The sequence below is a fragment of the Nocardia sp. NPDC004718 genome, from assembly GCF_053601535.1.
Map to the genome: position 1 here is coordinate 14,347 of NZ_JBSGCA010000042.1, position 26,920 is coordinate 41,266.

Sequence of the window (26,920 nt, forward strand, 5' to 3'; positions counted from 1 at the left end):
CGCTACAGATCGGTGTCCTTCTCCGCCTCGAGCACCCGGAATTCGGTTCCGGCCGAGGCCATCTCCGACAGCCTGCCGAAATAGATGCCCTGCGCCTCCTCCCGGATGATGCCGTAGTGGATGGGCAGCGCGACACGCGGAGCGACCGCGCGGAGGTAATCGACGGCTTCGCTGATCCGCATCCAGGGGGCGGCGGCCGGAGCGGCGAGCACGCCGACCGGGACCGGCGGCACCCACAGCGAGTCGCCGGGGTGGACGAGCTGGGCCGGGTCGTCGGCGGTGCCCAGCTGGAAGACGGTGTTGTCGATCACGGGGATCTCCGGATGGATGACCGCGTGCCTGCCCCCGCCGCCGGTGATCCGGAGATCGCCGAGGGTCAGCACGTTGCCCGCGTGCACCGCCTCCCACCGTTCGCCGCGCTGTTCGGCGGTCTGCGGGTCCGACAGCAACCGTGCGCCGGGGTTCGCGTCGACCAGCGCCTCGATCCGGTTCGGGTCGATGTGGTCGGGATGCTGATGGGTGACCGCGATCGCGTCCAGGCCGGTGAGGCCCTCGAAGCCGTGCGAGAAGGTGCCCGGATCGAACAGGATCTTCTTGCCGCGCAGCTCGACGAGGAGGCAGGAATGACCGAAGTGGGCTATGCGCATGCCGCCATGCTAACCACGCCTGGTGTGTTCTCCACGACAGCGCCACGGTCTCGGCCGACCCCGCGGATGACGCACGCGACCAGCACAACTACGCTGCTGAGGTAACCCCCCAACCACATGAGGAGCAACGCGTGGCACGAGTCGTGGTCGAGGTGATGCCGAAGGCCGAGATCCTGGATCCGCAGGGGCAGGCCATCGCCGGCGCACTCCCGCGTCTGGGATTCGAGGGCATCTCGGACGTGCGGCAGGGCAAGCGATTCGAACTCGACGTCGACGACAGCGTCGACGACGCGGCGCTCGAGCAGATCGCCGAATCGCTGTTGTGCAACACGGTGATCGAGGAGTGGAAGGTGGTTCGCGTCTCATGACCGCGCGCATCGGGGTCATCACGTTCCCCGGCACGCTCGACGACATCGACGCGGCAAGGGCGGTGCGTCTGGCCGGCGCCGAGGCGGTCGACCTGTGGCATGCCGACGCCGACCTGAAGGGCGTCGACGCGGTGATCGTGCCCGGCGGCTTCTCCTACGGCGACTACCTGCGGGCGGGCGCTATCGCCCGTTTCGCCCCGGTGATGGGCGAGGTCGTGCGGGCTGCGGGCTCCGGGCTGCCGGTGCTCGGCATCTGCAACGGCTTCCAGGTGCTGTGCGAGGCCGGCCTGCTGCCCGGCGCGCTGACCCGCAACGAGGGGCTGCACTTCATCTGCCGCGACGAGTGGCTCACCGTGGAGTCGGTGTCGACCGCGTGGACCTCCCGCTTCGAGACGGGCGCGCAGATCCTCGTCCCGCTCAAATCCGGCGAGGGGCGCTACCAGGCGTCGGAGGCCGTGCTGGACCAGCTCGAAGGCGAGGGCCGCGTGGTCTTCCGCTACGCGAGCGGCAACCCCAACGGCTCGCAGCGTGGTATCGCGGGTATCGCCTCGGCCAACGGTCGCGTCGTCGGCCTGATGCCGCATCCCGAACACGCCACCGAGCCGCTGACCGGCCCCAGCGACGACGGGCTCGGCCTGTTCCTCTCGGTGCTGGACACGCTGGTCGGAGTGTGATCGTCCCGCGGCGTCGGGTCAGCTGATCCGGTCGACGATCTGCAAGTCGACGCCGTTCGCGCGGGCGATGTAGCCGTGCTGAATCGCCTGATTGCCTCGAAAGCCCCTTATTCCGGAAGGGGTTTCGAGGTGCAGGCCGTGGTCGAGCGCGTCGAGGATCTCCGGCACCTCCAGTGATCCGACCGTCCGCGCGAGCGCGCCCAGCGTGTGGATGGCTTCGTAGGTGGCGTTGCTGAAGCTGGTCAGCGCGGGAGCGAACGCGCCGTGCCGCGCGCGATAGCGGGCCATCCGGTCGCGTCCGTCGGATATACGGTCGTCGAGGAAGAAGCTGGAAGCCACGAAGAATTCGTGGTTCGCCTCCGCTCCCGCCGCCAACAGCACGTTCTCGTCGGCGGCCGGACTCACCCGCAGCTGCGTCGCTGCGCGGCCACTGGCCGCGTACTGCCGGTTGAAGCGGACGACATCGGCGCCGACCATCAGGATCACCACGGCGTCCGCCGAGTCCAGCGCCGGGTGGGCGAGGAAGTCCGCGAAATCCGCGTATCCCAGTGGGACATACCTTTCCAGCACGATCGCGGCCGGATCGGACAGGCTGTCCCGAATCGCCTTGGCGGACCGGCGCGGCCAGATGTAGTCGTTGCCGATGACGGCCCAGCGCCGCACGCCGTACTCGCGTTGGAGCCAGTGCACGGCGGCCACGGTCTGTCCGGCCGGGTGCTCGCCGAGCATCAGCACGCCGGGTAGCTCGTCGGTCAGTCCCTCGTGGCTGGTGGGGTACAGGTACGGCACCCGGCCCGCACCGGCTCGCGCCACGGCCCGCCGCACCGCGGAGGTATGCCAGCCGGTGATGGCGTGCACCATGCCGGTGGCCAGCAGGGCGGAGACCTCGGCGGCCACCTCGTGCGGCGACCGTCCCCCGTCGATATTCGTAGTACGAATTTCCCGCCCTAGAATTCCCGCGCCCCGGTTGATTTCGTCGACCGCGAGCGATATCGCCGCATCGCAGGACGGCGCGACGATACCGCCAGGTCCCTGCCGTGGCACTATGTTCAGGACCTCGATCGTGCCGTCGGGGCTCTCGATCGGCGTCGACATTCGGTACTCTTCTTCTCGTTCGAACGGAATTCACGGCAGGCGGGAAATAATGACGTCCATTGTAAGCGGAAATTCGACGCTGCATGGCGCGCTGCGTGCCGCGGAGCGCGGTTGGGTACGGCATTTGGACGCGGCGCTGTGCGCCAGGCAGCTCTCGCCGGATCAGTGGTCGATGCTGTCGAATCTGTGTGCCGACGCGGGTATCACGATGACCGAGCTGGCGGCCAAATCGCAGCTCGCGCCATCCTCTGCCACCAGGCATGCCGACTATCTGGCCGAGCGCGGCCTGATCTTCCGGCTCGCCGCGCAGGACGATCGGCGCCGGATCCTGATCGGCCTGAGCAGGCTCGGCGCCGACTTGGTCGGCGAGGTGCGCGCGGAGGAGGCGCGCGCCGAGCAGGAGTTGCGCGGGCGAATCGGCGCACGCCGATATACCGAACTCATGCGATTGCTCGACCTGGTTTCCCTCGCCTCGGAGTAAATACTCCGGCGTACCGGACATTCGTCCGATGAATGCCGCGTACGTCCGATTCGTGATCGGTCGCCGGACCATTCTTGCCCTTATGTTGTGGGATGAATCGACGGGCGCCTCGAGCTGATCTCGGTGCGGCTATAACGGCATAGCCCGCACCGTTTCGACCGGTATTCGCCACGCGTGCCCAGCGACCGGGACACGCCGGTCGCGCCCCGCTTGCCTAGGATCGCAGGCATGCCCGTCTCCACCACCGCAGCCACGGCCGCCGGGCTGTGCGCGTTCATCGATGCGTCCCCGTCGCCGTTCCACGTCTGCCGCACGGTCGCCGCGGAATTGGACGCGCGCGGGTTCACCCGGCTCGCCGAGTCGCAGACCTGGTCTGCGGAGAGCCCGGGTAGGCATTACGTGATTCGCGGTGGGTCGCTGGTCGCCTGGGCGGCGGGGGACACCGCGGGCGCGACGGGGTTCCGCGTGGTCGGAGCGCACACCGACAGTCCCAACCTGCGCGTCAAGCAGCATCCCGACCTGACCTCGGCGGGCTGGCAGCTGGTCGGGCTGGAGCCCTACGGCGGTGCGTGGCTGAATTCGTGGCTCGACCGGGAGTTGGGTGTTTCCGGGCGGCTGAGCGTGCGGGACGGAAACACGGTGCGCGAGCGCCTGGTTCGCATCGATGAGCCGATCCTGCGGGTGCCGCAGCTGGCCATCCATCTGTCCGAGGACCGCAGGGGTGTGACGCTGGATCCGCAGCGGCACGTCAACGCGGTGTGGGGCGCGGGGTACGAGGCGGCCGCCTTCATCGATTTCGTGGCCGACTGGGCCGAGGTCGATCCGGGCGACGTGCTCGGCTGGGAGCTGATGACCCACGACCTGACGCCGAGCAGGCTGATCGGGCGGGACCAGGACTTGGTCAGCGCGCCGCGACTGGACAACCAGGGCACCTGCTTCGCGGGCTTGCAGGCGTTCCTGGCCGCGATCGAGGAGCCGGGCGCGGCCGTCCCGGTGCTGGCCATGTTCGACCACGAGGAGGTCGGCAGCCAGTCCGACCGCGGCGCGCAGTCCGATCTGCTGCCCGCGGTGCTGGAGCGGATCGTGCTCGCGCGCGGCGGCGGCCGCGCCGAATATCTGGCCGCACTGGCCGGTTCGGTGTGCGCGTCCGGCGACATGGCGCACGCGACGCACCCGAACTATCCGGAGCGGCACGAGCCCGCGCACCGGATCGAGGTGAACGGCGGGCCGGCGCTGAAGGTCAACCAGAATCTGCGCTATGCCACGGACTCCACCGGCGCGGGCGCGTTCGCGCTGGCCTGCGCGCAGGCCGCGGTCCCGTTGCAGCGTTACGTCCATCGCGCCGACCTGCCCTGTGGCTCCACCATCGGGCCGATGACCGCGGCGCGTACCGGCATGTCGACCGTCGACGTCGGTGCGCCGCAGCTGGCGATGCATTCGGCGCGTGAGCTGATGGGCGCGTTCGACGTTCCGGCCTACGCCGCCGCGCTGGCCGCCTTCCTCACGCCCGAGACCACCGGTCGATAGGTGAACACCGCGACGATGAACACGGCGAAAGTGGCGAGCACGTAATTGCTTCCGATGATCTGCTGCCACCAGGCCCAGTCCAGCTCGCGGTCGCGCGAATGCGGCAGCAGCCAGTGCGGGCCGATCAGGAACAGCACGGCGGCGACCGTGACCACGCCGCTCGCCCGAGGGCTGCGCGCGCCGCGCACCATGAGGTCGGCGGCGACGACCAGCGCGGGCGCGATCCACACCCAGTGATGCGACCACGACACCGGCGAGACCAGCAGCACCGCCGCGGCGTTCATCAGCAGCGCCGCCACGGTGGCGCCCGCCTCGATCAGCCTGCGCATCCACACCGCGGCCAGCGCGACAGCCAGCACCGACAAGGTGATCCACACCAGCGTGGCCGCCGTGTCGCCGATGCCGAGGCGGAAGGCCATGCCTTTGATGGACTGGTTGCCCGCGAAGTAAGGAGGTCCGATCCGGCCGGTGTCGGCGAGGGTGTGGAACCAGTAGTCCACGGAATCGCCGGGGAAAAGCAGGAATCCGAGACCCACCGCCGCGATCGCGGAGACCACCAGCGTGCCCGCGGCTTTCCAGTCCTTGCGCAGCACGAAGTACAGCAGATAACCGGCGGGGATCAGTTTCACCGACACCGCGATGCCGATCAGCATGCCGCGCGGCCAGAAAGGCTTGCGCGCCAGGCAGTCCAGTGTGATCGCGGCCATCAGCACCAGGTTGATCTGGCCGAAGCCGAAGGTCTGGCGGATGGGTTCGAAGAACTGCGCCACCGCGACCGCGCCGATGACCAGCGTGAGCACGACCGGACGCGACAGCTCGGGCCGCAGGCGAGTCAGCACCAGCCACAGCGAGATGCCAAGGCTGACTACATTGGTGACGACCACCAGCACCTCGGCGGCGACCAGCGGCATCAGGGCCAGCGGCGCGAAGAACAACGCGGCCAAGGGTGGATAGGTGAACGGCAGTCCGATTCCTTCGACCGGCGGCATCGGACCGTACAGGTCGCCGTTGTCCAGCCAGACCCGGGCGCCGTTGCGATACACCTGGAGGTCGATGTAGCCGTGCCACCAGTGCGCGAGCAGCGAGACGATCGCCGACACCGCGAACAACGCGATCGCAGCAATCAGCCAGCGTACTTGCGGGGCCTGCGGGTTCGGCGACGCGTGACCGGATGCGGTCCCCGATCCGCCGCTGCCGGTCGGCGCGGCATCCGAGGTGACCGATCTCGCACCCGGATTCGCGACCCCCGATCCTTCGTTCACGGGCCCAGAGTAGCCGGTGCGCATGGTCGGTACCCAGTGCCTCTAGACTTACCCGTAGGCATCTCGCCGCCGCCCAGTGACAACGCTCGTCGCTTCGCTGAGCTCGCCCACCCCGCCGGCTCCGCCGGCTTGCCGACCCTCCTGCCCGGCCGAAAGGACCCTGGTACTCCGTGACTCCGCAGGTCGACACCGTCAGCGCAGCCGCAGCAAACCCCGACGTGGCGCAACCCTACAAAGAACTCGGCCTCAAAGACGACGAGTACGCCCGCATCAAGGAGATCCTCGGTCGCAGGCCGACCGACGCCGAGCTGGCGATGTACTCGGTGATGTGGAGCGAACACTGCTCCTACAAGTCCTCCAAGGTGCACCTGCGCTACTTCGGCCAGACCACCACCGACGAGATGCGCGAATCCATGCTTGCCGGCATCGGCGAGAACGCGGGCGTCGTCGACGTGGGTGACGGCTGGGCGGTCACCTTCAAGGTGGAGAGCCACAATCACCCCTCCTACGTGGAGCCGTACCAGGGCGCCGCCACCGGCGTCGGCGGCATCGTGCGCGACATCATGGCGATGGGCGCGCGCCCGATCGCGGTGATGGACCAGCTGCGCTTCGGCGCGGCGGACGCGGTCGACACCCGTCGCGTGGTGGACGGCGTGGTGCGCGGCGTCGGCGGCTACGGCAACTCGCTCGGCCTGCCGAACGTCGGCGGCGAGACCGTGTTCGACGCCTCCTATCAGGGCAACCCGCTGGTGAACGCGCTGTGCGCCGGCGTGATGCGGGTCGAGGACCTGCACCTGGCCTTCGCCTCCGGCACCGGCAACAAGATCGTGCTGTTCGGCGCGCGCACCGGCCTGGACGGCATCGGCGGCGTCTCGGTGCTGGCCTCGGACACCTTCTCCGGCGACGAATCCGGCTCCGGCCGCAAGAAGCTGCCCGCGGTGCAGGTGGGCGACCCGTTCACCGAGAAGGTGCTCATCGAGTGCTGTCTCGAGCTGTACGCGGCGAAGCTGGTGGTGGGCATCCAGGACCTCGGCGGCGCCGGATTGTCCTGTGCCACATCCGAACTCGCGGCGGCCGGCGACGGCGGCATGCACATCGAGCTGGACAAGGTGCCGCTGCGCGCGACCGGCATGACGCCCGCCGAGGTGCTCTCCAGCGAATCGCAGGAGCGCATGTGCGCGGTCGTCACTCCCGAGAACGTGGACGCGTTCATGGCCGTGTGCCGCAAGTGGGACGTGCTGGCCACGGTGATCGGCGAGGTCACCGACGGTGACCGGCTGGTGGTCACCTGGCACGGCGAGACCGTGGTCGACGTGCCGCCGCGCACCGTCGCGCACGAGGGTCCGGTCTACGAGCGCCCGGTCGCGCGCCCCGAGGAGCAGGACGCGCTGATCGCCGACACCCCGGACCGGCTCGCCCGTCCGGAAACCGCCGACGAACTGCGCGCGACGCTGCTGCGGATGATCTCCAGCCCGCAGCTGTGCAGCCGCAAGTGGATCACCGAGCAGTACGACCGCTACGTGCGCGGCAACACCGTGCTGGCCGATCAGGCCGACGCGGGCGTCATCCGGATCGATGAGGAGACCGGCCGCGGCATCGCGCTGGCCACCGACGCGTCCGGCCGCTACACCAAGCTGGACCCCTATGCCGGTGCGCAGCTCGCGCTGGCCGAGGCCTACCGCAACGTGGCCAGCACCGGTGCCACGCCGAAGGCGGTCACCAACTGCCTGAACTTCGGTTCGCCGGAGGATCCCGGGGTGATGTGGCAGTTCCAGCAGGCGGTGCGCGGCCTGGCCGACGGTTGCGTGGCGCTCGGCATCCCGGTCACCGGCGGCAACGTCAGCTTCTACAACCAGACCGGCCAGACGGCGATCCTGCCGACCCCGGTGGTCGGCGTGCTCGGCGTTATCGACGACGTGCACCGCCGCATCCCGACCGGGATCGGCCTGGAGCCGGGCGAGACGCTGATCCTGCTCGGCGAGACCCGCGACGAGTTCGGCGGGTCGATCTGGTCGCAGGTGGCGCACGACCATCTCGGCGGCGTCCCGCCGAAGGTCGACTTCGCCCGCGAGCAGCTGCTCGCCGAGGTGCTGCTCGCCGGTTCGCGCGACGGCATGATCAGCGCCGCGCACGACCTGTCCGAGGGCGGTCTCGCTCAAGCTGTCGTCGAAGCGGCGCTCGCCGGTGAGACCGGTTGCCGCATCCTCCTTCCCGAGGACGCGGATCCGTTCGTCACACTGTTCTCCGAGTCGGCGGGCCGTGTGCTGGTCGCCGTTCCCCGCTCGGAGGAGACCAGGTTCACCCGCATGTGCACCGCGCGCGAACTGCCGTGGGTGCGCATCGGCGTGGTCGACCAGGGCTCGGATTCGGTCGAGGTGCAGGGCCAGTTCTCGATCACCATGGACGAGTTGCGGACCGCGCACGAAGGCACGCTGCCGAAGCTGTTCGGCGCCGGAACCGTCTGACGAGACGCCCACCTGGGCGGGCCTGAACCCCTCGTTACCGGGCCCGCCCAGGTGCGCGTACTCAGGCGACGGAATTGAACGGATTGTGCTCGGAGAGCAGCTTCTCCATCCGCGCCTGATCGATGCGACCGTGAATGGTCGCCGCCTCGTGCTGGTCGCGCACCACTTTCGCCAGCGTGAAGGTGCTGGTCAACAGGAAGAACACGGACATACCGAGGAATCCGCGCTGCCAGACGTCCAGCGGCAGCGCGTAGATCCCGATGCCGATGCCGACGAAACCGATTCCGAAGGCGATCGCGGCCTGTGCGACGTAAGCGGCGCTGGCTTTATGCCCCGCGGTCGTTGTGCTCATGGACCAAAGTTTCCGGATGGCGCGACCCGTGCACCCGTGTACAACTACTCGAGCGGAATGGGTAGTTGCCATCCGCGCGAAAGCGTCCGATTGCGGGTCGCGCCGGGTGTGATCCGCGTCGTGCGCGCCCGCGTCACGGTGGGCGACGCGCCGGGCCGTCGGTGGCGACCGCCATACTGATCGGATGCTGGAGACCGCCGGGACCATGCGGAAACTGCGCACCCGCGCGGTCGCGGTGATCCGGCGCGTCGAGGACGTCATCGACCTCAATTACGTCGGCTTGGTGGTGGCGACGGTGTTCTTCGCGCTGTCGGTGACGCCGTCGCTGCTGCCGCGCGACTGGCTGTTCCAGGGGCTGATCAGCGGGATCAATGCCGCCATCGGATACGGCGCCGGCTGTTTGCTGGAGTGGCTGTTCCGGCTGTGGGTGCGGCCGCGGCTGAAGATCGCGCCGCCGCCGACGTGGGCGCGTTACGCCGTCAAGTCCGCCGTGCTGCTCACCGCCGTGCTGAGCGCCGCGCTGATGCTGGTGCAGTCGGCGCGCTGGCAGCGGGAGATCACGGCGCTGATGGGCATGGAGGGCACCACCACGCCCGCCTATCTGCGCACCGGACTGCTGAGCATGGTGGTCGGCGCCGCGGCGGTCGCGGTCTACCGGACCGTGCGCGAACTCATCCTGTTCCTGGCCCGCCTGCTCAACCGGTGGGTGAAGGTGCCCCGCGAACTCGCTCCGGCCGCCGGATTCCTGGTGCTGGTGGTGCTGGCGGTGACGATCTTCAACGGTGTCGCCACGCAAGCGTTCTTCGCGGTGGCCAACTCCGCGTTCAGCGTGCGCAACGACCACACCTCGGTGAACGCGGTGCAGCCGCAGCAACCGGAGCGCTCCGGCAGCCCCGCCTCGCTGGCCAAATGGGAGACCCTCGGATTCGAGGGGCGCTGGTTCGTCTCGCACGGACCCACCGCGAGCCGCATCACCTCGGTCACCGGCCGCCCGGCCAAGGAGCCCGTCCGGGCCTACGTCGGTCTGGAGTCGGTCGAAGGGAACCAGGAACCGGCCGAGCTGGCGGTGTCCGAGCTCGAGCGAACCGGTGCGTTCGACCGGAAGGCGCTCGTGGTGGTCACCACCACGGGGACCGGATGGGTGAACTCGCTGGCCGCATCCGCACTCGAGTACATGTATGACGGCGATACCGCGATCGTCGCCACCCAGTACTCGTACCTGCCCAGCGTGCTGTCCTTCCTGGCCGACCGTAGCAAGGCCGCCGCGGCGGGCAAGGATCTGTTCGACGCGGTGTACCAGCATTGGACCGCGCGCCCGCCGCAGGCACGACCCAAATTGCTGGTGTACGGGGAGAGCCTCGGTTCGCAGGGTTCCGAGGCGGCGTTCGACGGTCTGGCCGATCTGCGCGCCAAGGTCGACGGCGCGCTGTGGGTCGGCCCGCCCAATTCCAACCGGCTGTGGCAGCAGTTCGTCGCCCGCCGCGACCCGGGTTCCCGTGAGGTGGAGCCGCTGTACGCCGACGGGCTGGTGGTCCGGTTCGCCTCCGACAGCGGTGACCTGGCGCGCCCGTCGTCGGAATGGCGGCCGCCGCGCATCGCGTATCTGCAGCACGCGTCCGATCCCATCGTCTGGTGGTCGCCGGATCTGATCTTCTCGCGGCCGGATTGGCTGTCGGAGCCGCGCGGTTCGGACGTCTCCTCCCAGATGCGCTGGTGGCCGTTCGTCACCTTCTGGCAGGTGGCCGCCGATCTGACCAACGCGCAGGGCGTCACCGACGGGCACGGACACCGCTACGGCAGCCTGGTGCTGGACGGCTGGGCCGCCATCGCCGCGCCACCGGACTGGACCGCCGAGCGTTCCGAACGGATCCGGGTCGAAGTCGAGGCCGCGGAGGAATTCGAGCGGAAGATCAAGTGAGCCCGGTACGGGCTGTGCGAACCCTTGCGGCCGTTGCCGTTCCGTTGGTCTGGAGCAATGCGGTCCTGCCCCGCCTTCGTCTCGGCATCCGCGGACGAACCGCCGCCAATGCCGGTTTCGCCACCGCCTACGCAGTCGCGCTGCGCGCCGAACCCGGCCGGTGCTCGAAGAGCGGCGTGCGCTGCGGGCTGCTCGCCGCCTCGGTCGTCGTGGCTGGTTACGCAGCGGCCCTTGCCGTTCCGTCGCTGCGATGGCAACTGGCCGAACTCGCTGAACGGGGGCCCGCTGTGTCGACGCAGGAGTGGGTGGCTGTGCACATTCCCCTCGGGACTGTCTATAGCGAGGAACTCGTCTTCCGCGGCACGCTGGATCCCATGCTGGACCGCCTTTTCGGTCCGCGAGCCGGTGCATTGGTCGGCGCGACGACCTTCGGACTCTGGCACATCACCCCCGCGCGGGCCGTGGGCGACAGTGTTCCCGCCACTGTGGCGGTGACTACGGCGGGCGGACTCGTGTTCGGTTTGCTGCGCCGCCGCACCGCGGGCACCGCCGCCCCCGCGCTGCTGCACCTCGCCATGAACGCGGGCGGAGCGATCGCTCCGCGCCTGGCCCGCCGCTTGCAGGGTCCCGCGCGCGGGATGCCGGGGACACGGCCGGACCTCGGGACAACTGTGGACCGCCGCCGTGCCTGAAGCCGCGCCGGCACCGTCGGGCCGACCGTCCTCGCCGAAGAAGGGTTGGGGTCGATCGCGTGCGCGAGGTGAGCGGAGCGGGAAGTAGGGTCGGGCAGGTGGCAGGACGAGGCACGGTCGACCCCGCGCAGACGCGGGCAGCGGTGGCGGTGGTGAGCGAGTGGTTGCGCGACGAGTCGGTCGGCGCGCCCGCCCGCGCCGAACTCGCGGCCGCGGTGCGGACCACGGCGCGCTCGCTGGCGGCCTCCGCACCCGGGCACTCGGTCGAGCTCCGGGTGCCGCCGTTCGTCGCGGTGCAGTGCGTCGAGGGCCCGCGGCACACCAGGGGCACGCCACCGAACGTCGTAGAGACCGACCCGCGCACCTGGCTGCTGCTGGCCACGGGACAGCTCGAGTTCGACGACGCCCTCGGCTCCGGCGCGGTGAGCGCCTCCGGCACCCGCGCGGCCGAGATCGCGCACTGGCTGCCGATCGTCCGGGTCGACTGACGACCGCTGCGCCACCGGCCCGATGGTTCAGTGCACCCCGGCGCGCGTCTCTCGCTTCTGGTCGGCATATGCCCAGGTGTGGGCGGGTTTACCAGTCGGAGTTCAGTTCGATCTTGGGCATACTGCGCCGGGGGCTCGGAAATAGACGTTTGTGTTGTCGGACTCGGCCCCACCGGCCGCCCTCGAAGCGGCGACCGGATCGGGGTCCTCGACTGGTCCGAAGTCGCCTCGCGATCCTTCCGCGGCCGGTTCACGCCCGGACGATGTTGCGGCGCTCCAGCCCCTTGCGGTCGTAGAAGCGGGTGACCGACGCGCCGAAGATCAGTCCGATCGCGAGCCCGAGGACCGCCATCCACACGCCGCGCGTGAGCCCCGCCTCGAAATTCGCGTCGAAGTACAGGATCGACCGCACTCCCAGGAAGACCTGGTGCATGGGTTCGAAGGAAGCCAGCCAGCCGAAGTACCTCGGCGTCGCCTCGATCGGCACGGTGCCGCCGGAGGACGGCAAGCCGAGGATGACGAACAGGATGAGGTTCACCAGCAGGCCCGCCGAGCCGATCGCCGCGAGCATCGACAGCCCGGTCACGCCGACGGCGATCATGGCGAGCGCGCTGTAGAGGTACAGGGCCAGCGGATTGCCGATCGGCATGTCCAGCAGTTCCCCCACGACGAGGAACACCGCGGCGACGATGTTCGCCGCCAGCACGAACACACCCCATTTGATCAGCAGCGTCCTGAACCGCGAGATCGGCGTGGGCGGGTAGTGCACGTACCAGGGGCCGTATTCGGTGGGCACGAACCCGAGCTGCGCATCGATCATGGTGTGGATGACCATCGCGCCGACCACACCGGCCAGCAGCAGCAACAGGGAGTAGAAGAACGCGGTCAGGCCCTGGCCGCTGCCGTGCGGCAGCGGGTGGTACTGCTGCTGCACCACCTCGATCGGCGACGCCAGCGCGACCCTGGTCGCGCCGGTCAGTTCGGGCGCAGGCGGACCGCCGGGACGCGGGGCGAGCTGCGCGTTCACTTGGTCGAGCAGCTGCTTGCCGACCTGTTTGTTCACCTCGGTCAGCGCCTCGTTGCCGACCCGCAGCACGATCTGGGTGCCGAACGCTCCGGTGCGCGGGTTGGTCTGCACCGTGATGATCGGGCGCGGGATGTCACCGGGTATGACACTGCCCACACCCAGATTGCCGAGCTGCTTGCTGAAATCGCTCGGGATGACGATCGCGCCGTAGACCTGCCCGGACTGCATCTGCCGCTCGGACTCGTTGATGCTGAGCACGCGCAGGTCGACTTTGTCCGAAGGCACCCCGTCGGCCAGCGCCCGGGTGATCTGGTCGCCGAAATTGACCTGCTGCTGGGTGCTCCCGCTGCCGATGGTGTCGCCGACATCCTGGTTCACCAGCGCGATCGGGAAGTCGTGCAGGTTCTGCTCCGGGTCGACGACATAGTCGAGGTACATGATGCCCAGCAGGGCGGTGAGCAGGCTCAGCACAGCGATGGGAAACAGCACCATCCGAGGCCATGGCCTGCGCGCCGGTCCCGACGTGCTCGCGTCGTCCGTAGTCGTCACGGTCCGCACCGTAACAGTCGACGGCCCCGCGGCAACCCCGCTTCGGTCCCCCCGGATTGCTGCTCGGATGCGGCGGCGGTGCGCGGGCACCGCCGTGGCATCCGTAGAATGAAATCTGCCCCCAGCCCGCCCGAACAGGGAGCAAACGGTGACCAACGCCGAACTGCCGGTCCAGAGCATTTCCGCCACCTCGTGTCCACCTCCGGACGTCGACGAGAACGAGCCGCGCGAGGAGTGCGGAGTCTTCGGAGTCTGGGCGCCGAGCGAAGAAGTGGCGAAACTCACGTATTACGGGCTTTATGCTCTGCAACACCGGGGACAGGAGGCGGCGGGCATCGCGGTGTCGGACGGCTCGCAGATCCTCGTGTTCAAGGATCTCGGTCTGGTCAGCCAGGTGTTCGACGAGCAGACGCTGGCGGCCATGCCGGGTCATATCGCCGTCGGTCACTGTCGCTACTCCACCACGGGCGGGGTGACCTGGGAGAACGCTCAGCCCATCTTCCGCACCACCGCGGTGGGCTCCGGACTTGCCTTGGGGCACAACGGCAATCTGGTCAACACCGCCGAATTGGCAGGCCGCGCAAGGGAACTCGGCCTGCTCGCCTCCGTCCGGGGCGGGCGCCCGCAGCCCGCCGCGGCGACCTCCGACTCCGACGTGGTCACCGCGCTGCTCGCGCACGCCGCCGCCGACTCCAGCATCGAGCGGGCCGCGATGGAACTGCTGCCCACCCTGAAGGGCGCGTTCTGCCTGACCTTCATGGACGAGCACACCCTCTACGCCGCGCGCGACCCGCACGGCGTGCGCCCGCTGTGCCTGGGCAGGCTGGAGCGTGGCTGGGTCGTTGCCAGTGAGACCGCCGCGCTGGACATCGTCGGCGCCGCCTTCGTCCGCGAGATCGAACCCGGCGAATTGCTGGCGATCGATGCCGACGGCGTGCGCTCGATGCGCTTCGCCAACCCCGAGCCCAAGGGCTGCGTCTTCGAATACGTGTACCTGGCGCGGCCGGACAGCACCATCGCGGGCCGGTCGGTGCACGCCACCCGGGTGGAGATCGGCCGTCGCCTGGCGAAGGAGCACCCCGTCGACGCCGATCTGGTGATCCCGGTTCCCGAATCCGGCACACCAGCCGCCGTCGGTTACGCGCAGGGGTCGGGCGTGCCCTACGGCCAGGGCCTGATGAAGAACGCCTACGTCGGCCGCACGTTCATCCAGCCCAGCCAGACCATCCGTCAGCTCGGCATCCGGCTCAAGCTCAATCCGCTGCGCGAGGTCATCCGCGGCAAGCGCCTGATCGTCGTGGACGACTCGATCGTGCGCGGCAACACCCAGCGCGCGCTGATCCGGATGTTGCGCGAGGCGGGCGCGTTGGAGATCCACGTGCGGATCGCCTCGCCGCCGGTGAAGTGGCCCTGCTTCTACGGCATCGACTTCGCCTCGCGGGCGGAACTGATCGCCAACGGAGCGGGCACCGAGGGCGACGTCGCGGACATGGTCGAGGGCGTGCGCCGGTCGATCGGCGCCGATACCCTCGGCTATATCTCGCTCGACGGCATGATCGCCGCCACCGAACAGCCGCGCTCGCGGCTCTGCGCCGCGTGTTTCGACGGCAACTATCCGATCCCGCTGCCCACCGAGGCCGCGATCGGGAAGAACCTGCTCGAGGGCATGCTCACCGGCCAGACCGAAGCGGCGCTGCTGGGCGAGAACGCGAATGCGAGCGCGCTGAGCCGGCCGTGAATCGCTGATCGTGTGCGCCGGGCGGTCACCGACTCTCGGTAATCGCCGTAAGGCCGATCGCTTCGGCGCGTAATGGTTTCCACCGATGCGTTTGTGGGTACGGTCGGTTGCTGTCGCACGCCGTGGTATGGCGTGCTCGAGACATCACGCCACGCACCGTCCGGCAATTCTGGACGTATGACCGGTTTTTCCCGGCGGTTGTAGTCGCGGCGCATAACGCCTGCTGAGAGCGCCGCGGATTTTCTTCGAAAACGTAACGTGCCGAAAATGCTTCGTAGGTACGGTGCCGATCAGATCGGAAGTTCACCCGTGTCCGCACCGGGCCTGCGATCCAGGGCAACGCGTGCGGCGCTCGAGAAGTGGGGCCGTGATGAGGAATTCGAGGTTGGGGCGACGGATCGGGACGCGAACCATCGCGGCCGTCGGCCTGCTGGCACTGGCGGGTTCGGTGCTGGCGGGATGCGGTTCCGGGCGAACCGGGGAGGGCGGTGACGGCGGCGGCTTGGTGGCGGGCACCACCGACAAGATCTTCTCGCTCGATCCAGCGGCCGCCTACGACAACGGGTCGCTGGTCGCCGAGACGCAGATCTATCAGTACCTGCTCAACTTCGCACCCGGTGACGCGACGCCGAAGCCGGACGCGGCCCAGAAGTGCGAGTTCACCGCGCCCACGGTGTATACCTGCACGTTGAAAGACGGCCTGAAGTTCGCCAACGGCAACCCGCTGACCGCGACCAGCGTGAAGTTCTCCTTCGACCGGATGCTGCGGATCAACGACCCGAACGGTCCCGCCTCGCTGCTCGGCAATCTGGAGAAGACCGACGTCGTCGACCCGCGCACCGTCGCGTTCACGTTGAAGGTGGCCGACGATCAGACCTTCCCCGCGATCCTGCCCACTCAGGCCGGGCCGATCGTCGACGAGAAGGTGTACGCGCCGGACAAGGTGATGCCGGACGAGGACGTGGTGAAGGCGAAGGGCTACTCCGGCCCGTACGCCATCGCCAGTTACGACAAGAACAAACTCGTCGAGTACCAGGCGTTCGCCGACTACAACGGCATCCTCGGCAAGCCGAAGACCGAGACGGTGTCCACCAAGTACTACGCCACCACCGACAACATGAAGCTCGACCTGCAGAACGGTTCGCTCGACGTCGGATATCGGTCGTTCACGCCCACCGACATCGAGTCGCTGCGCAACGACGGCAAGGTCGCCGTGCACGAGGGCCCCGGCGGGGAACTCCGCTACATCGTCTTCAATCTGAACACCATGCCGGGTGGCACGCCCGCGCAGAAACTGGCCGTGCGCAAGGCCGTCGCGGCCACCGTCGACCGTGCCGCGCTCGCCGACGGCGTCTACAAGAAGACCTACCTGCCCGCGTATTCGTCCGTGCCGCAGGGCATGCCGGGCGCGGCCGAGCCGTTCAAGGACATCTACGGCGCCCAGCCGAACAAGGACCAGGCGGCGAAGTTCCTCGCCGACGCGGGGGTCACGACGCCGGTCGAGCTGAATCTCCAGTACAACCCCGACCACTACGGTTCCAGCAGCTCCGAGGAGTACGCGGCGATCAAGTCGCAACTGGAGGCCACGGGTTTGTTCAAGGTCGATCTCCAATCCACCGAATGGGTGACCTACCAGCGAGAACGCGCCCGTGATGGCTACCCGCTCTTCCAATTCGGCTGGTTCCCGGACTTCCCGGACCCGGACAACTACCTTTCCCCGTTCTTCGGCCCGAACAACTTCCTGCAGTCGCATTTCGAAGACCCCGGCATCTCCGCCCAGCTGATCGCCCAGGCGACCCAGCCCGACAAAGACAAGCGGCTCGCGCAGATCCAGCAGGTGCAGCGTGATCTCGCGCAGAACTTCCTGCCGATCGTTCCGCTGCTGTCCGGCAAGCAGATCGCGGTTTCGGCCACCGGCGTGCAGGGCGTGGAACAGACGCTCGACGCATCGTTCAAATTCCGCTATGCGGTGCTGAGCAAGTGAGTTCCGGCGACACGGCCGGGCCCGGGGCGACCACATCGGCGGACATCGCGCCGACACCCGCCCGGGCCCGGCCCTTCGCCCTGCGGCGAACCGGCAACCGTGGCGACGAATCTCGCCACGGCGCGTTGCTGCGCTACCTCGGCGTCCGCCTGCTGCTGATTCCGGTGACCGCGTGGATCCTGGTCACGGTCGTGTTCTTCCTGATGCGCGTGGTCGGCGACCCGATCAGCGCGGCGATGGGCGGACGCATGACCCAGGAACAGATCGAGGCGCGCAAGGAGGCGGCCGGGCTGAACCGGCCGATCCTGACCCAGTACCGGGACTATCTGTCCGGGCTTCTGCACGGGGATCTCGGTCGCTCCCAGGACAATCGGGAGATCAGCGAGGTGGTGGTGACCTACGGCGCCGCCTCGCTGGAACTGGTGTGCTGGGCGCTGGTGGTCGCGTTCGCGATCGGCGTCCCGCTGGGCAGGTACGCCGCCACCCGGCGGGATTCGGCCGCCGACACCACGCTGCGGTTGCTGGCCATCTTGTTCTACGCCGCGCCCGTGTTCTTCGTCGGCCTGCTGCTGAAGCTGGTGTTCGCGGTGCGACTCGGCTGGCTGCCGGTGGCGGGCCGGGCGAGCACCAACGTGGAACTGCGGCTGCAACACGTCTCGCCGAAGACCAACATCATGGTGATCGACGCGATCCTCTACGGCGACGCCGGATACCTGCTCGACGTGCTGGAACACGCCGTGCTGCCCGCCATCGCGCTCGGCTTGCTCACCGCGGGCATCTTCTTGCGGCTGGTGCGGATCAACCTGATCCAGACCCTCCGCGCCGACTACGTGGACGCGGCACGGGCCCGTGGCTTGTCCCGCCGCGTGGTGACCGGGCGGCATGCCTTCCGCAACGCGCTGATCCCGATCGTCACGGTGATGGGCATGCAGATCGCCATGATGCTCGGCGCCTCGGTGCTCACCGAGACCACGTTCGAGTGGAAAGGCCTCGGCTATCAATTCGCGCAATACCTCTCGGCGCGCGACTTCGTCGCCGTGCAGGGCATCGTCGCGTTCATCGCGCTCATCGTGGCGGTGATGAGCTTCCTGGTCGACGTCCTGGTGGCGCTGATCGATCCGAGGGTGAGGTTCTGATGACGGCTCCGGAACTGCTGAACGAAACCCTGGTCACGCCACCCGCGGCGCGGCGTGGTGTACCCGGCCTCCGGTTGTTCTCGATGACCTCCGGTTTGCAGCGTGCGACGCTGGTCCTCGGACTGGCTCTGGTCGGTGTCTTCGTGGTCGCCGCACTCTTCGCTCCGCTGATCGCACCGTACGGATTCGCCCAGAGTGCCGCCGACGGCGTCGATTTCGTTCGCCAGCAAGCACCCTCGGCCGAGCATTGGTTCGGCACTTCGGTGCGCGGGGAAGACGTGTTCTCCCGGGTGATCTATGGCGCGCGGACAGCCCTGTGGGTGATCACGATCTCCCTGCTGCTCTCGCTGCTGATCGGGGTACCGCTCGGATTGCTGTCCGGCTACGTCGGCCGGTGGCCGGACCGGTTGCTGGTGCTGTTCATGGACGCGATGTACGCGTTCCCGACACTGTTGCTGGCGATCGTGGTGTCCATCGTGGTCGCGGGCGGTCGCTCGACCAGCCTTGGCGGTGTGCTGTCCGCGGCGGTGGCAATCACGGCGGTCTTCGTCCCGCAGTACTTCCGGGTGGTGCGCAACGCGACCGTGGCCGTGAAGCAGGAGCCGTACGTCGACGCGGCGCGGGTAACCGGCGCGTCGACCACGCGAATCCTGTTCCGGCACATCCTGGCCAACGTCACTCAATCGCTGCCGGTGATCATCACGCTCAACGGGTCGGAAGCCATCCTCACCCTGGCCGGCCTGGGTTTCCTCGGTTTCGGCATCGAACCGACCCAGGCCGCGGAATGGGGTTTCGATCTGAACAAAGCGCTGCCGGACGTGTCCAACGGCATCTGGTGGACGGGCATCTTCCCCGGTGTCGCCATCGTGCTCGTCGTGCTCGGCATGACCTTGGTCGGTGAAAGCCTCAACGAAGTGCTGAACCCGGTCCTGCGCACCCGCCGCGCCGCGGCGGTGGCCGGACCGGACGGCGGCGGAAAGGACGCGACCGATGCCTGAGTCCTCCGCGATGGAGCGGGGCCGCCCCGCCCTGTCCATCGAATCGTTGTCGGTCACCTTCGCCACCGACGCGGGGCCGGTGCACGCGGTCACCGACGTCTCCTACGAGGTCTACCCCGGCGAAGTGCTGGCCATCGTCGGGGAGTCCGGTTCCGGCAAGTCCGTGAGCTCACGCACCGCGATGGGCTTGCTGCCGGAGACGGCCACGGTGCGCGGCCTGGTCACCCTGGGGACCGAGCAGGTCACCACGATGAACGAGAAGCAGCTCACCGCATTGCGCGGCGGCGCGATCTCGATGGTGTTCCAGGAACCAGGCCTGGCCCTGGACCCGCTGTTCACCGTCGGCTTCCAGATCGGCGAGGCGCTGCGCGCCCACACCGACCTGACCAAGAAGGCGGCCAAGGCGCGGGCGGTGGAACTCCTGCGCCTTGTCGGGTTGCCCGATCCGGAGCACCGGGTGGACTACTACCCGCATCAGCTCTCCGGCGGGCAGAAACAACGCGTGGTGATCGCCATCGCCATCGCCTGCGAGCCGAAGGTGATCGTCGCCGACGAGCCGACCACGGCGCTGGACGTCACGGTGCAGGCCGAGATCCTCGCCCTGCTGCGGGACCTGCGCGACCGGATCGGCAGCGCGATCGTGCTGATCACCCACAACATGGGCGTGGTCGCCGACATCGCGGACCGCGTGGTGGTGATGCGCGACGGAGCGGTGGTCGAGCAGGCGCCGGTGGATGAACTGTTCGCCCGTCCCACGGCGGACTACACCCGCGCCCTGCTTGCGGCGGTCCCGCACCTGGGTACCGAGCAGATCGAGCACGGCACGTCCGACAGTGCCGCGACCGAGGGCGATCCGGTACTCGAGGTCCGTGATCTGGTGGTCGAATTTCCCGGCCCGTTCGGCCGGCCGCGTTTCCGCGCTGTCGACGGCGTGAGTCTGCGCATCGGTCCCGGCGAGACGCTCGGCCTGGTCGGTGAGTCCGGCTCGGGCAAGTCGACCATCGGCCGCTGCGTCGCGGCACTGCAACGGCCCACCTCCGGGACGGTGCGAGTGCGCGGGCAGGACATCGTGGGGTTGTCACAGCGCGAGCTGCGACCGATTCGGCGGCGCTTCGGATTCGTCTTCCAGGACCCGGCCAGTTCGCTGAATCCCCGGCTCACCGTGGGCGAGTGCGTGTCCGAACCGCTGCTCGTGCACAAGGCGGGCAGCTCGGCGGAGATTCGCGCCAGGGTTCGCTTGCTACTCGACGACGTGCGGTTGCCCGCGGGCGTCGAACGCCGGTACCCGCACGAGTTGTCCGGCGGGCAGCGTCAGCGCGCCAGCCTCGCCCGCGCGCTGGTGCTCGACCCGGACCTGCTGGTCGCCGACGAGCCGACCAGCGCGCTGGACGTCTCGGTGCAGGCCGCGGTGCTGGAGCTGTTCGGTCAGCTACAGCGCGAGTGCGGCTGGGCCTGCCTGTTCATCAGCCACGACCTGGCCGTGGTCGACCAGCTCGCCGACCGGATCGTGGTGCTGCGCGACGGTGCGGTGGTGGAAGCCGGCGATCGGAATCGCATCCTGCGCGCCCCACGGGAGGAGTACACCCGCCGCTTGGTCGCCGCGGTGCCGGTACCGGATCCGGTGCGGCAACGCCACCGCCGGGTGCGGGCCGCGGGGTTCGATGGCGACGAGACGGACTGATCGTCCGCTTTACGGTTGGCTCTGCCCTATTGTCAAGAGGGCGAGCCAACACCGGTGCGGGGTCGTTATCCGGCTCCGGTAGCGTGAGCAGGCATCTATCCGCCGATTCGGTTTGGAGCTTTCCCCGAAAATGACTGAACAGACCCCCAGTGGTGGTGCTTCGTACGCCGCGGCAGGCGTGGACATCGAGGCAGGTGACCGCGCAGTCGAGTTGTTCGGGCCATTGGCGAAGAAGGCGACCCGGCCCGAGGTCCAAGGCGGCCTCGGCGGCTTCGCCGGGCTGTTCGCGCTGAAGGGCGGCTACCGGGAACCGTTGCTGGCGGCCTCCACCGACGGCGTCGGCACCAAGATCGCGGTGGCACAGGCGATGGACAAACACGACACCGTCGGCCTCGACCTGGTGGCCATGGTGGTGGACGATCTCGTGGTCTGCGGCGCGGAGCCGCTGTTCCTCCAGGACTACATCGCCATCGGCAAGGTCGTCCCGGAGAAGGTCGCCGAACTGGTGTCGGGCATCGCCGAGGGCTGTGTGCGCGCCGGGTGCGCGCTGCTCGGCGGCGAGACCGCCGAGCATCCCGGGCTGATGGATCCGGACGACTACGACCTGTCCGCCACCGGCATCGGCGTGGTCGAAGCCGACGCGGTGCTCGGACCCGACCGGGTCCGCCCCGGCGACGTGGTGATCGCCATGGGCTCCTCCGGACTGCACTCCAACGGCTACAGCCTGGCCCGCAAGGTGCTGCTCGAGATCGATCGCATGTCGCTCACCGGCCACGTCGAGGAATTCGGCCGCACCCTGGGCGAGGAACTGCTCGAGCCGACCAGGATCTACGCCAAGGACTGCCTCGCGCTGATCGCCGAAACCGATGTGCGCACCTTCGCCCACGTCACCGGCGGTGGCCTGGCGGCCAATCTCGCCCGGGTGCTGCCCGCGGGCATTGTGGCCGAGCTGGACCGAGGCACCTGGAACCCGGCGCCGGTGTTCAAGATGATCGCCCAGCGCGGCCGAGTCGAGCGGCCCGAGATGGAGAAGACGTTCAACATGGGCGTCGGCATGGTCGCCGTCGTCGCTCCCGAGGATGTGGACCGGGCGCTGGCGGTGCTGACCGCACGGCACATCGAGTGCTGGACGCTGGGCACGGTCAAGAAGGCCAAGGACGCCGACGCCGCGCGCGCCGTCCTGGTCGGTGAGCATCCGCGGTTCTGATTCGCGGTGAAGACACGTGAGAGTCCCGCATCTACGTACGATGCGGGACTCCGGTGTGTTGCAAGCCTTTTCGGCGCCAGAGACGTCAACCCGCGACAACGATCGAAGGGGGAGGCCCGTCGGCCTCCCCCTTCAGACGTAAATCCGAGTCAGCGGCGCCAGTCGTCGTAGTCGTCGTCCTCGTCCCAGCGGGACAAAGAGTCGTCCGCGTCGTGCTCATCGGACAGCACACCACCACTCCGCTGGGAGTTGGGGCTTCCCGAAAGCTCGCGCTGAAGGCTCGCGAAGTCGGTCGTGGGCGAGCTGTACTTCAGCTCGCGTGCGACCTTGGTCTGCTTTGCCTTAGCCCGGCCACGGCCCATGGCTGACCCCCTCGCGTCACAGCGGGGCGGCCTGGGGTTTGGTGGCGGCCCCGTTCGAATTAATACTCTTCCTGACAGACACTTTAGCGTGTGTCCGGCGGTCTCGCTTCCAGGAGTGGGTGAAGAACTCCGGAACCGGTGCCGTTTGCCCGCTTGTCGCCCTGCCGTGGAATACCTAGACGACCCCGGGTATAGCACGAATCACACCGACTCGGATACCCCCGCCCAGCACCGCGGGGGCCGCCAGCTCCGCGTGCGCATCGGTCCACTCGATTCCCATTCGGTGCAGAATGGCCAGCGTCAGCGGCATTCGCGCGCGATCGTGGCCGTCTTCGATCTTGTACGCGAAAGCCGATCCGTCCGGCAGCGCGCCCGCGTGCACACCATCCGCGCCGATCTTGCACACCAGCCCGGGAGTGGCCAGCATGGTCAGCAGATCGGGCGCGTTCGTGCCGGAAATCACTCGCGGGTGCGCGCGCACCGCGTCGGCGACCCGGCGTTCCGGGCTCCCCGGCTCGGCCGTCGCGATGGTCGAGAACACCCGCGCGAGGTTGACGAGTGAGACCGGGATGATCGGCAATCCGCAGCCGTCGATGCCCAGATCGGCTTCCGGCTCGCCGGTCAGGTCCGCCACGGTCGCGATCACCGCGCGCTGCAGCGGATGCGCCCGGTCCTGGTAGCCCTCGGTCGGCCAGCCGTTGATCGCGCAGGTCGCGAGCATCGCCGCGTGCTTGCCCGAGCAGTTCATGTAGATGGGGAGGGGTTGTCCTCCGCCGGACAGCAGCGCGGTGCGGGCGCCCTCGTCGTACGGCAGATCGGCCGGGCAGGCCAGGGCGGATTCGGGCAGGCCGAACCGGTCCAGCAGCCTGCGCACGAGCGCGACATGGTCGGGTTCGCCGTAGTGCGAGGCGGTGGCGATCGCCAGTTCGGCGTCATCGACCGGCTGGAAACCGTTGCGCAGCAGGGTGATCGCCTGCATCGGCTTGTTCGTCGAGCGCGGGAAGATCGGCAGGTGCACTTCGCCGAGTTCGAGGGTGGGCTCGCCCGCGGCGTCGAGCACCACCACCGAGCCGCGGTGCACGCATTCCCGGAAGCCCGAGCGGACCACTTCGACCAGTTCCACACTCACGATTTCGCTCCCGTGCCGATGTCGTCGGTGCTCGTCGTCGCGTGCCGGTGCGCGGTGGCGCGCACGGCGTTGCCATGCCTGCGCGCGTGCCGTTCCACTTGCATGCGCACGTCGTCGGAGATGGTCGGCTCGTCGGCGAGCAGGATCGCCAGCAGATCCGGATCGGCGCCGGTGAACAGATCGCGCACCGTGATGCCGTGCTCGGGGACGTGCACCACCGAGATCCGGTCGCCCGCCGCGATCGTGCCCTCGGTGAGCACCCGCAGATAGGCGCCGGTATCGCTGCGCAGGGCGAACCGTTTGACCCACTGCTGCTCGCCGCTCCAGTGCTGGAACGTGGCGCACGGCACGCGCGGAGCGGTCACCTCCAGCACGGTGTCACCGACCGCCCAGCGCGCGCCGATCACCGAGTCGCTGACCGGAAGGCCACGCACGCGCAGGTTTTCGCCGAACCAGCCCGCGGGCAGTTCCCGGCCGAGCTCCGTGCCCCAGCGGCGGGCGTCCTCGTCGGCGTAGGCGTAGACGGCCTGGTCCACGCCGCCGTGATCCTTGGTGTTGCAGACGTGATCGCCGTCCAAGCCGAGCGCGCGTACCGCGACTCGTCCCGCCGCCGGGCGCTTGTCGATGGCGCTGCGACCGACCCTTCCCGGTACCTCGATATCGGCGTGCACGACGCACGCCGCGAGCACCTCTCCGGAATCACCGACGCGCATGAACGGCGCTCCTCTCGTCACGAACGGGGAGCTCGGCGCTGAGCAAGAGTGCGGATGTCGGCTGAGGAACACGTCCCGCCTGCCGGTGGCCGGTCAACAGGTCAGCGCCCACGCAGCCGGTCGACCGCGAGCCGGCCCGCTTGCGGTTCGTCGTCGGCGGGCACCGAATCGGGATCGATGGACGCCGCGACCGGGCCGGCGACCAGCGCGGTGCCGGCCGGAACCGCGCGCTTGACCAGCGCGAGGGCGATCGGGCCGAGTTCGAAGTGGTCGACGACCGTGCCGAGCCTGCCGACCGCGCGGCCGCCGGCGGTGACGTCGTCGCCGATGACCGGGCGCTCGTCCGCCGAGCCGTCCAGGTGCAGCAGCAACAGGTGCCGCGGCGGCTTGCCGAGGTTGTGCACCCTGGCCACCGTCTCCTGGCCGCGGTAGCAGCCCTTGTCCAGGTGGACGGCTCCGTGTTCAGCGACGCCGCCGATCCAGCGGGCCTCGTGCGGGATGGTCCGCTCGTCGGTGTCCAGTCCGATCCGCGGACGGACGGCCGCGACGCGCAATGCCTCGAACGCCCACATTCCGGCGGGAACGGCGCCCGCCGCGGTGAGCCGGTCCCACAGGCCGGTCAGCTGATCGCGCGGGACGACCAAGTCGAAGGAGTCGGCCGTCGGCCACGGCATCCGGCGCAGGAATCCGCCGCCGGGCAGCGGCGTCGCCTCGTACACGCCGGGAAGGGCGGTGACGCCGAGTGTTTCGGCCAGATCCGCCACGCCGGGGCCGAGCAGGCTGAGTACCGCGTGGTCGGCGGCTTCCGGTTTGGCATCCGCCCAGAAGACCATCTTCTGCAGGAACGCCAGCAGGTCGGGTCCGCGCTCGGCTTCGGTATCGATCCAGACGGCGCCGTCCAGTTCGGTGAGCACGAAGTGATGCTGGACCCGGCCGTTCAGATCCAGGTCGAGGTTCTCGGCGGACTGCCCGTCGCCGAGGGCGGCGACATGCTGACTGGAGATGGTGTGCAACCAGGAGAGCCGCTCGGCGCCGGTGACGCGCAGCACGAATCGGTGCGACCGGTCGACGATCGCGGCGCGCTGCACCGCGGCGCGCTGCTCGCCGAACGGATCGCCGTAGTGCCACGCGACGGCGGCGTCGGGCGAACCCGCCGCTCCCGCGACGGCTCCCGACACACTGAGGATGGGGCTGGGCGCAACGACCACGGACACCTCTCCCACTCTAGGCGGGCCCGCCCGGCGGTGCGCGAACCGGGCCAGGGCGCCGGAGAACGGCATAGCCGATCGGCATTGTCCGAGCATTACAGCGGGCCTCGTGGGGCGGCTGCACAAAAGGTCTGGCAAAAGCGGCCGTGACATAGGCATTGTCCGCTCACACCGCCTACGCTCGTCGCATGGTGGATCGAGTTCTGGTAACTCTCGATGGCGCGGTCCGGGATGCGGATGCGCCGTTGTTGTTTGCGGACGATATTGGCGTATTGCGTGGCGATGGTGTCTTCGAAACGGTGCTCGTGCGCGCGGGCGTCGCGTGTGCGATCGAATTTCATCTAGGCAGATTGCGCCGCTCCGCCCAGGCGCTCGATCTGCCCGAGCCGGAGCTGGGCAAATGGCGCGAGGCGGTGGAGACCGCCGCCAAGGAGTGGGGCAGCGAGCGCGAAGGCGTTATGCGGCTGGTGCTCACCCGCGGGCGCGACTCCGAGCTGGCCGCAACGCCCGACAAGGTCAAGACCGGTGACCTCGCCGCCGCCGTGCCCGTGCCGACCGCTTTCGTGCTCGTGGTGCCGGTGCCCGAGCGCGTCGAGAAGGCCCGCGCCGAGGGCGTCGCCGTGGTGAGCCTGTCGCGGGGCATCTCGGTCGACCTCGCGCAAGCGGCGCCATGGCAACTGCTGGGTGCCAAGACGCTGTCCTATGCCACCAATATGGCTGCCCTGCGGTTCGCCGCGCGGATGGGCGCGGAGGACGTGATCTTCACCAGCACGGAGAACCGGGTGCTGGAGGGGCCGCGATCCACCGTGGTGATCGCCCGCGACAAGCAGCTGATCACGCCGCCCGCGAAGAACGGCGTGCTGCCCGGCGTCACCCAGCGCGCGCTGTTCGCCGAAGCCGAGAAGGCGGGCTGGCAATGCCGCTACGACTCGCTGTTCACCGCCGACCTGCTCACCTGCGACAGCATCTGGATGCTGTCGAGCATTTCGCTTGCGGCGCGGGTGAATTCGCTGGACGGGCTGCGGATGTCCGCGCCGGACAACGCCGAAGAGATCATCGGGCTGGTCGATCGCGGCATCGAGCGGGCGGGAGCCATCGGCGACTGGTGAGTGATGGGCGCCGCTCCGTGATCTCCGTCCTACTCGGGCGGGCACGGGGCGGTGATGAGCACGGAAAACGGGCCGAACAGGCAGTATCAGCCCCGGTGGCGTGGCTCAGG

At 68.9% G+C, this 26,920-nt stretch carries 25 protein-coding genes; 15 read left to right on the forward strand and 10 right to left on the reverse strand.

Annotated features, from left to right (window positions below; translation table 11 throughout):
- Window positions 1–2: 2 nt before the first annotated feature.
- Window positions 3–647 carry an MBL fold metallo-hydrolase gene (locus ACWEH3_RS26800; RefSeq protein ID WP_450025941.1) on the reverse strand — a complete coding sequence of 215 codons (645 nt, stop codon included), beginning with the start codon at window positions 645–647 and terminating at the stop codon, window positions 3–5.
- A 131-nt stretch (window positions 648–778) separates the two neighbouring features.
- On the opposite strand from ACWEH3_RS26800, the gene purS reads away from it, so the two are divergent.
- Entirely contained in the window at window positions 779–1,015 is a 237-nt protein-coding gene (purS, locus tag ACWEH3_RS26805) for a phosphoribosylformylglycinamidine synthase subunit PurS (protein ID WP_450025939.1), read from the forward strand.
- Entirely contained in the window at window positions 1,012–1,689 is a 678-nt protein-coding gene (gene purQ, locus ACWEH3_RS26810) for a phosphoribosylformylglycinamidine synthase subunit PurQ (protein WP_450025937.1), read from the forward strand. The genes purS and purQ overlap by 4 nt, the downstream gene beginning before the upstream one ends.
- Window positions 1,690–1,707: 18 nt before the next feature.
- On the opposite strand, the gene ACWEH3_RS26815 is transcribed toward purQ, so the two are convergent.
- Window positions 1,708–2,784, reverse strand: coding sequence for a substrate-binding domain-containing protein (locus ACWEH3_RS26815; protein ID WP_450025935.1), 1,077 nt, complete (start codon window positions 2,782–2,784; stop codon window positions 1,708–1,710).
- A 49-nt stretch (window positions 2,785–2,833) separates the two neighbouring features.
- Here ACWEH3_RS26815 and ACWEH3_RS26820 point away from each other — a divergent pair, with 49 nt between their 5' ends.
- Together ACWEH3_RS26820 and ACWEH3_RS26825 are read left to right on the forward strand one after the other, a co-directional pair.
- Window positions 2,834–3,265 carry a MarR family winged helix-turn-helix transcriptional regulator gene (locus ACWEH3_RS26820; RefSeq protein ID WP_450025933.1) on the forward strand — a complete coding sequence of 144 codons (432 nt, stop codon included), beginning with the start codon at window positions 2,834–2,836 and terminating at the stop codon, window positions 3,263–3,265.
- 228 nt (window positions 3,266–3,493) lie between these two features.
- Window positions 3,494–4,792 carry a M18 family aminopeptidase gene (locus ACWEH3_RS26825; protein WP_450025931.1) on the forward strand — a complete coding sequence of 433 codons (1,299 nt, stop codon included), beginning with the start codon at window positions 3,494–3,496 and terminating at the stop codon, window positions 4,790–4,792.
- Here ACWEH3_RS26825 and ACWEH3_RS26830 read toward each other — a convergent pair.
- Entirely contained in the window at window positions 4,741–6,054 is a 1,314-nt protein-coding gene (locus tag ACWEH3_RS26830) for a glycosyltransferase 87 family protein (protein ID WP_450025929.1), read from the reverse strand. The genes ACWEH3_RS26825 and ACWEH3_RS26830 overlap by 52 nt on opposite strands.
- A gap of 170 nt (window positions 6,055–6,224) precedes the next feature.
- Between ACWEH3_RS26830 and purL the strand changes: the two genes are divergently transcribed.
- Entirely contained in the window at window positions 6,225–8,519 is a 2,295-nt protein-coding gene (gene purL, locus ACWEH3_RS26835) for a phosphoribosylformylglycinamidine synthase subunit PurL (protein WP_450025927.1), read from the forward strand.
- Between the two features lie 61 nt (window positions 8,520–8,580).
- Here the strand turns inward: purL and ACWEH3_RS26840 are convergent, their stop codons facing one another.
- On the reverse strand, window positions 8,581–8,871 hold the full coding sequence (locus ACWEH3_RS26840; protein ID WP_450025925.1) for a YiaA/YiaB family inner membrane protein: 291 nt from the start codon (window positions 8,869–8,871) through the stop codon (window positions 8,581–8,583).
- Window positions 8,872–9,055: 184 nt separating this feature from the next.
- Between ACWEH3_RS26840 and ACWEH3_RS26845 the strand changes: the two genes are divergently transcribed.
- The 3 genes from ACWEH3_RS26845 (at window position 9,056) to ACWEH3_RS26855 (ending at window position 11,969) form a co-directional block, all read left to right on the forward strand.
- Complete coding sequence (locus ACWEH3_RS26845; RefSeq protein ID WP_450025923.1) at window positions 9,056–10,789, forward strand: alpha/beta hydrolase; 1,734 nt, start codon at window positions 9,056–9,058, stop codon at window positions 10,787–10,789.
- Between the two features lie 14 nt (window positions 10,790–10,803).
- The gene (locus tag ACWEH3_RS26850; protein WP_452358403.1) at window positions 10,804–11,481 is read left to right on the forward strand and encodes a CPBP family intramembrane glutamic endopeptidase; all 678 of its coding nucleotides are present in this window, start codon (window positions 10,804–10,806) and stop codon (window positions 11,479–11,481) included.
- Between the two features lie 98 nt (window positions 11,482–11,579).
- Window positions 11,580–11,969, forward strand: a complete 390-nt coding sequence (locus ACWEH3_RS26855) for a sterol carrier family protein (protein ID WP_452358404.1) — start codon at window positions 11,580–11,582, stop codon at window positions 11,967–11,969.
- 250 nt (window positions 11,970–12,219) lie between these two features.
- Here ACWEH3_RS26855 and ACWEH3_RS26860 read toward each other — a convergent pair whose 3' ends face one another.
- The gene (locus ACWEH3_RS26860) at window positions 12,220–13,488 is read right to left on the reverse strand and encodes a YhgE/Pip domain-containing protein (RefSeq protein ID WP_450023214.1); all 1,269 of its coding nucleotides are present in this window, start codon (window positions 13,486–13,488) and stop codon (window positions 12,220–12,222) included.
- A gap of 205 nt (window positions 13,489–13,693) precedes the next feature.
- On the opposite strand from ACWEH3_RS26860, the gene purF reads away from it, so the two are divergent.
- From purF to purM, 6 genes are all read left to right on the forward strand, one after another.
- Window positions 13,694–15,283: an amidophosphoribosyltransferase gene (gene purF, locus ACWEH3_RS26865; RefSeq protein WP_450023173.1), complete on the forward strand. Its 1,590-nt coding sequence runs from the start codon at window positions 13,694–13,696 to the stop codon at window positions 15,281–15,283.
- A gap of 412 nt (window positions 15,284–15,695) precedes the next feature.
- A complete protein-coding gene (locus ACWEH3_RS26870; RefSeq protein WP_450023216.1) occupies window positions 15,696–17,267 on the forward strand; it encodes an ABC transporter substrate-binding protein in 1,572 nt (523 codons plus the stop codon).
- Between the two features lie 125 nt (window positions 17,268–17,392).
- Window positions 17,393–18,403, forward strand: a complete 1,011-nt coding sequence (locus ACWEH3_RS26875) for an ABC transporter permease (RefSeq protein WP_450023218.1) — start codon at window positions 17,393–17,395, stop codon at window positions 18,401–18,403.
- Window positions 18,403–19,401 (forward strand): ABC transporter permease, encoded by a 999-nt coding sequence (locus tag ACWEH3_RS26880; RefSeq protein WP_379250419.1) that lies wholly within the window; start codon window positions 18,403–18,405, stop codon window positions 19,399–19,401. The genes ACWEH3_RS26875 and ACWEH3_RS26880 overlap by 1 nt, the downstream gene beginning before the upstream one ends.
- The gene (locus ACWEH3_RS26885) at window positions 19,394–21,082 is read left to right on the forward strand and encodes an ABC transporter ATP-binding protein (protein ID WP_450023175.1); all 1,689 of its coding nucleotides are present in this window, start codon (window positions 19,394–19,396) and stop codon (window positions 21,080–21,082) included. Before ACWEH3_RS26880 ends, ACWEH3_RS26885 begins: the two co-directional genes overlap by 8 nt.
- 130 nt (window positions 21,083–21,212) lie before the next feature.
- Window positions 21,213–22,289, forward strand: a complete 1,077-nt coding sequence (purM, locus tag ACWEH3_RS26890) for a phosphoribosylformylglycinamidine cyclo-ligase (protein ID WP_355076965.1) — start codon at window positions 21,213–21,215, stop codon at window positions 22,287–22,289.
- A gap of 149 nt (window positions 22,290–22,438) precedes the next feature.
- Here purM and ACWEH3_RS26895 read toward each other — a convergent pair whose 3' ends face one another.
- The 5 genes from ACWEH3_RS26895 to ACWEH3_RS26915 form a co-directional block, all read right to left on the reverse strand.
- Window positions 22,439–22,651, reverse strand: a complete 213-nt coding sequence (locus tag ACWEH3_RS26895; protein ID WP_039794982.1) for a DUF3073 domain-containing protein — start codon at window positions 22,649–22,651, stop codon at window positions 22,439–22,441.
- Between the two features lie 175 nt (window positions 22,652–22,826).
- On the reverse strand, window positions 22,827–23,780 hold the full coding sequence (locus ACWEH3_RS26900) for an asparaginase (protein WP_450023178.1): 954 nt from the start codon (window positions 23,778–23,780) through the stop codon (window positions 22,827–22,829).
- Complete coding sequence (locus ACWEH3_RS26905) at window positions 23,777–24,493, reverse strand: MOSC domain-containing protein (RefSeq protein ID WP_450023180.1); 717 nt, start codon at window positions 24,491–24,493, stop codon at window positions 23,777–23,779. Before ACWEH3_RS26905 ends, ACWEH3_RS26900 begins: the two co-directional genes overlap by 4 nt.
- A gap of 101 nt (window positions 24,494–24,594) precedes the next feature.
- Window positions 24,595–25,707, reverse strand: coding sequence for a CAF17-like 4Fe-4S cluster assembly/insertion protein YgfZ (gene ygfZ, locus ACWEH3_RS26910; RefSeq protein ID WP_450023182.1), 1,113 nt, complete (start codon window positions 25,705–25,707; stop codon window positions 24,595–24,597).
- Between the two features lie 89 nt (window positions 25,708–25,796).
- Window positions 25,797–26,042: a hypothetical protein gene (locus ACWEH3_RS26915; RefSeq protein ID WP_355077071.1), complete on the reverse strand. Its 246-nt coding sequence runs from the start codon at window positions 26,040–26,042 to the stop codon at window positions 25,797–25,799.
- On the opposite strand from ACWEH3_RS26915, the gene ACWEH3_RS26920 reads away from it, so the two are divergent.
- Window positions 25,950–26,810, forward strand: coding sequence for an aminodeoxychorismate lyase (locus ACWEH3_RS26920; RefSeq protein WP_355077065.1), 861 nt, complete (start codon window positions 25,950–25,952; stop codon window positions 26,808–26,810). The genes ACWEH3_RS26915 and ACWEH3_RS26920 overlap by 93 nt on opposite strands.
- The last annotated feature ends 110 nt before the right edge of the window (window positions 26,811–26,920 follow it).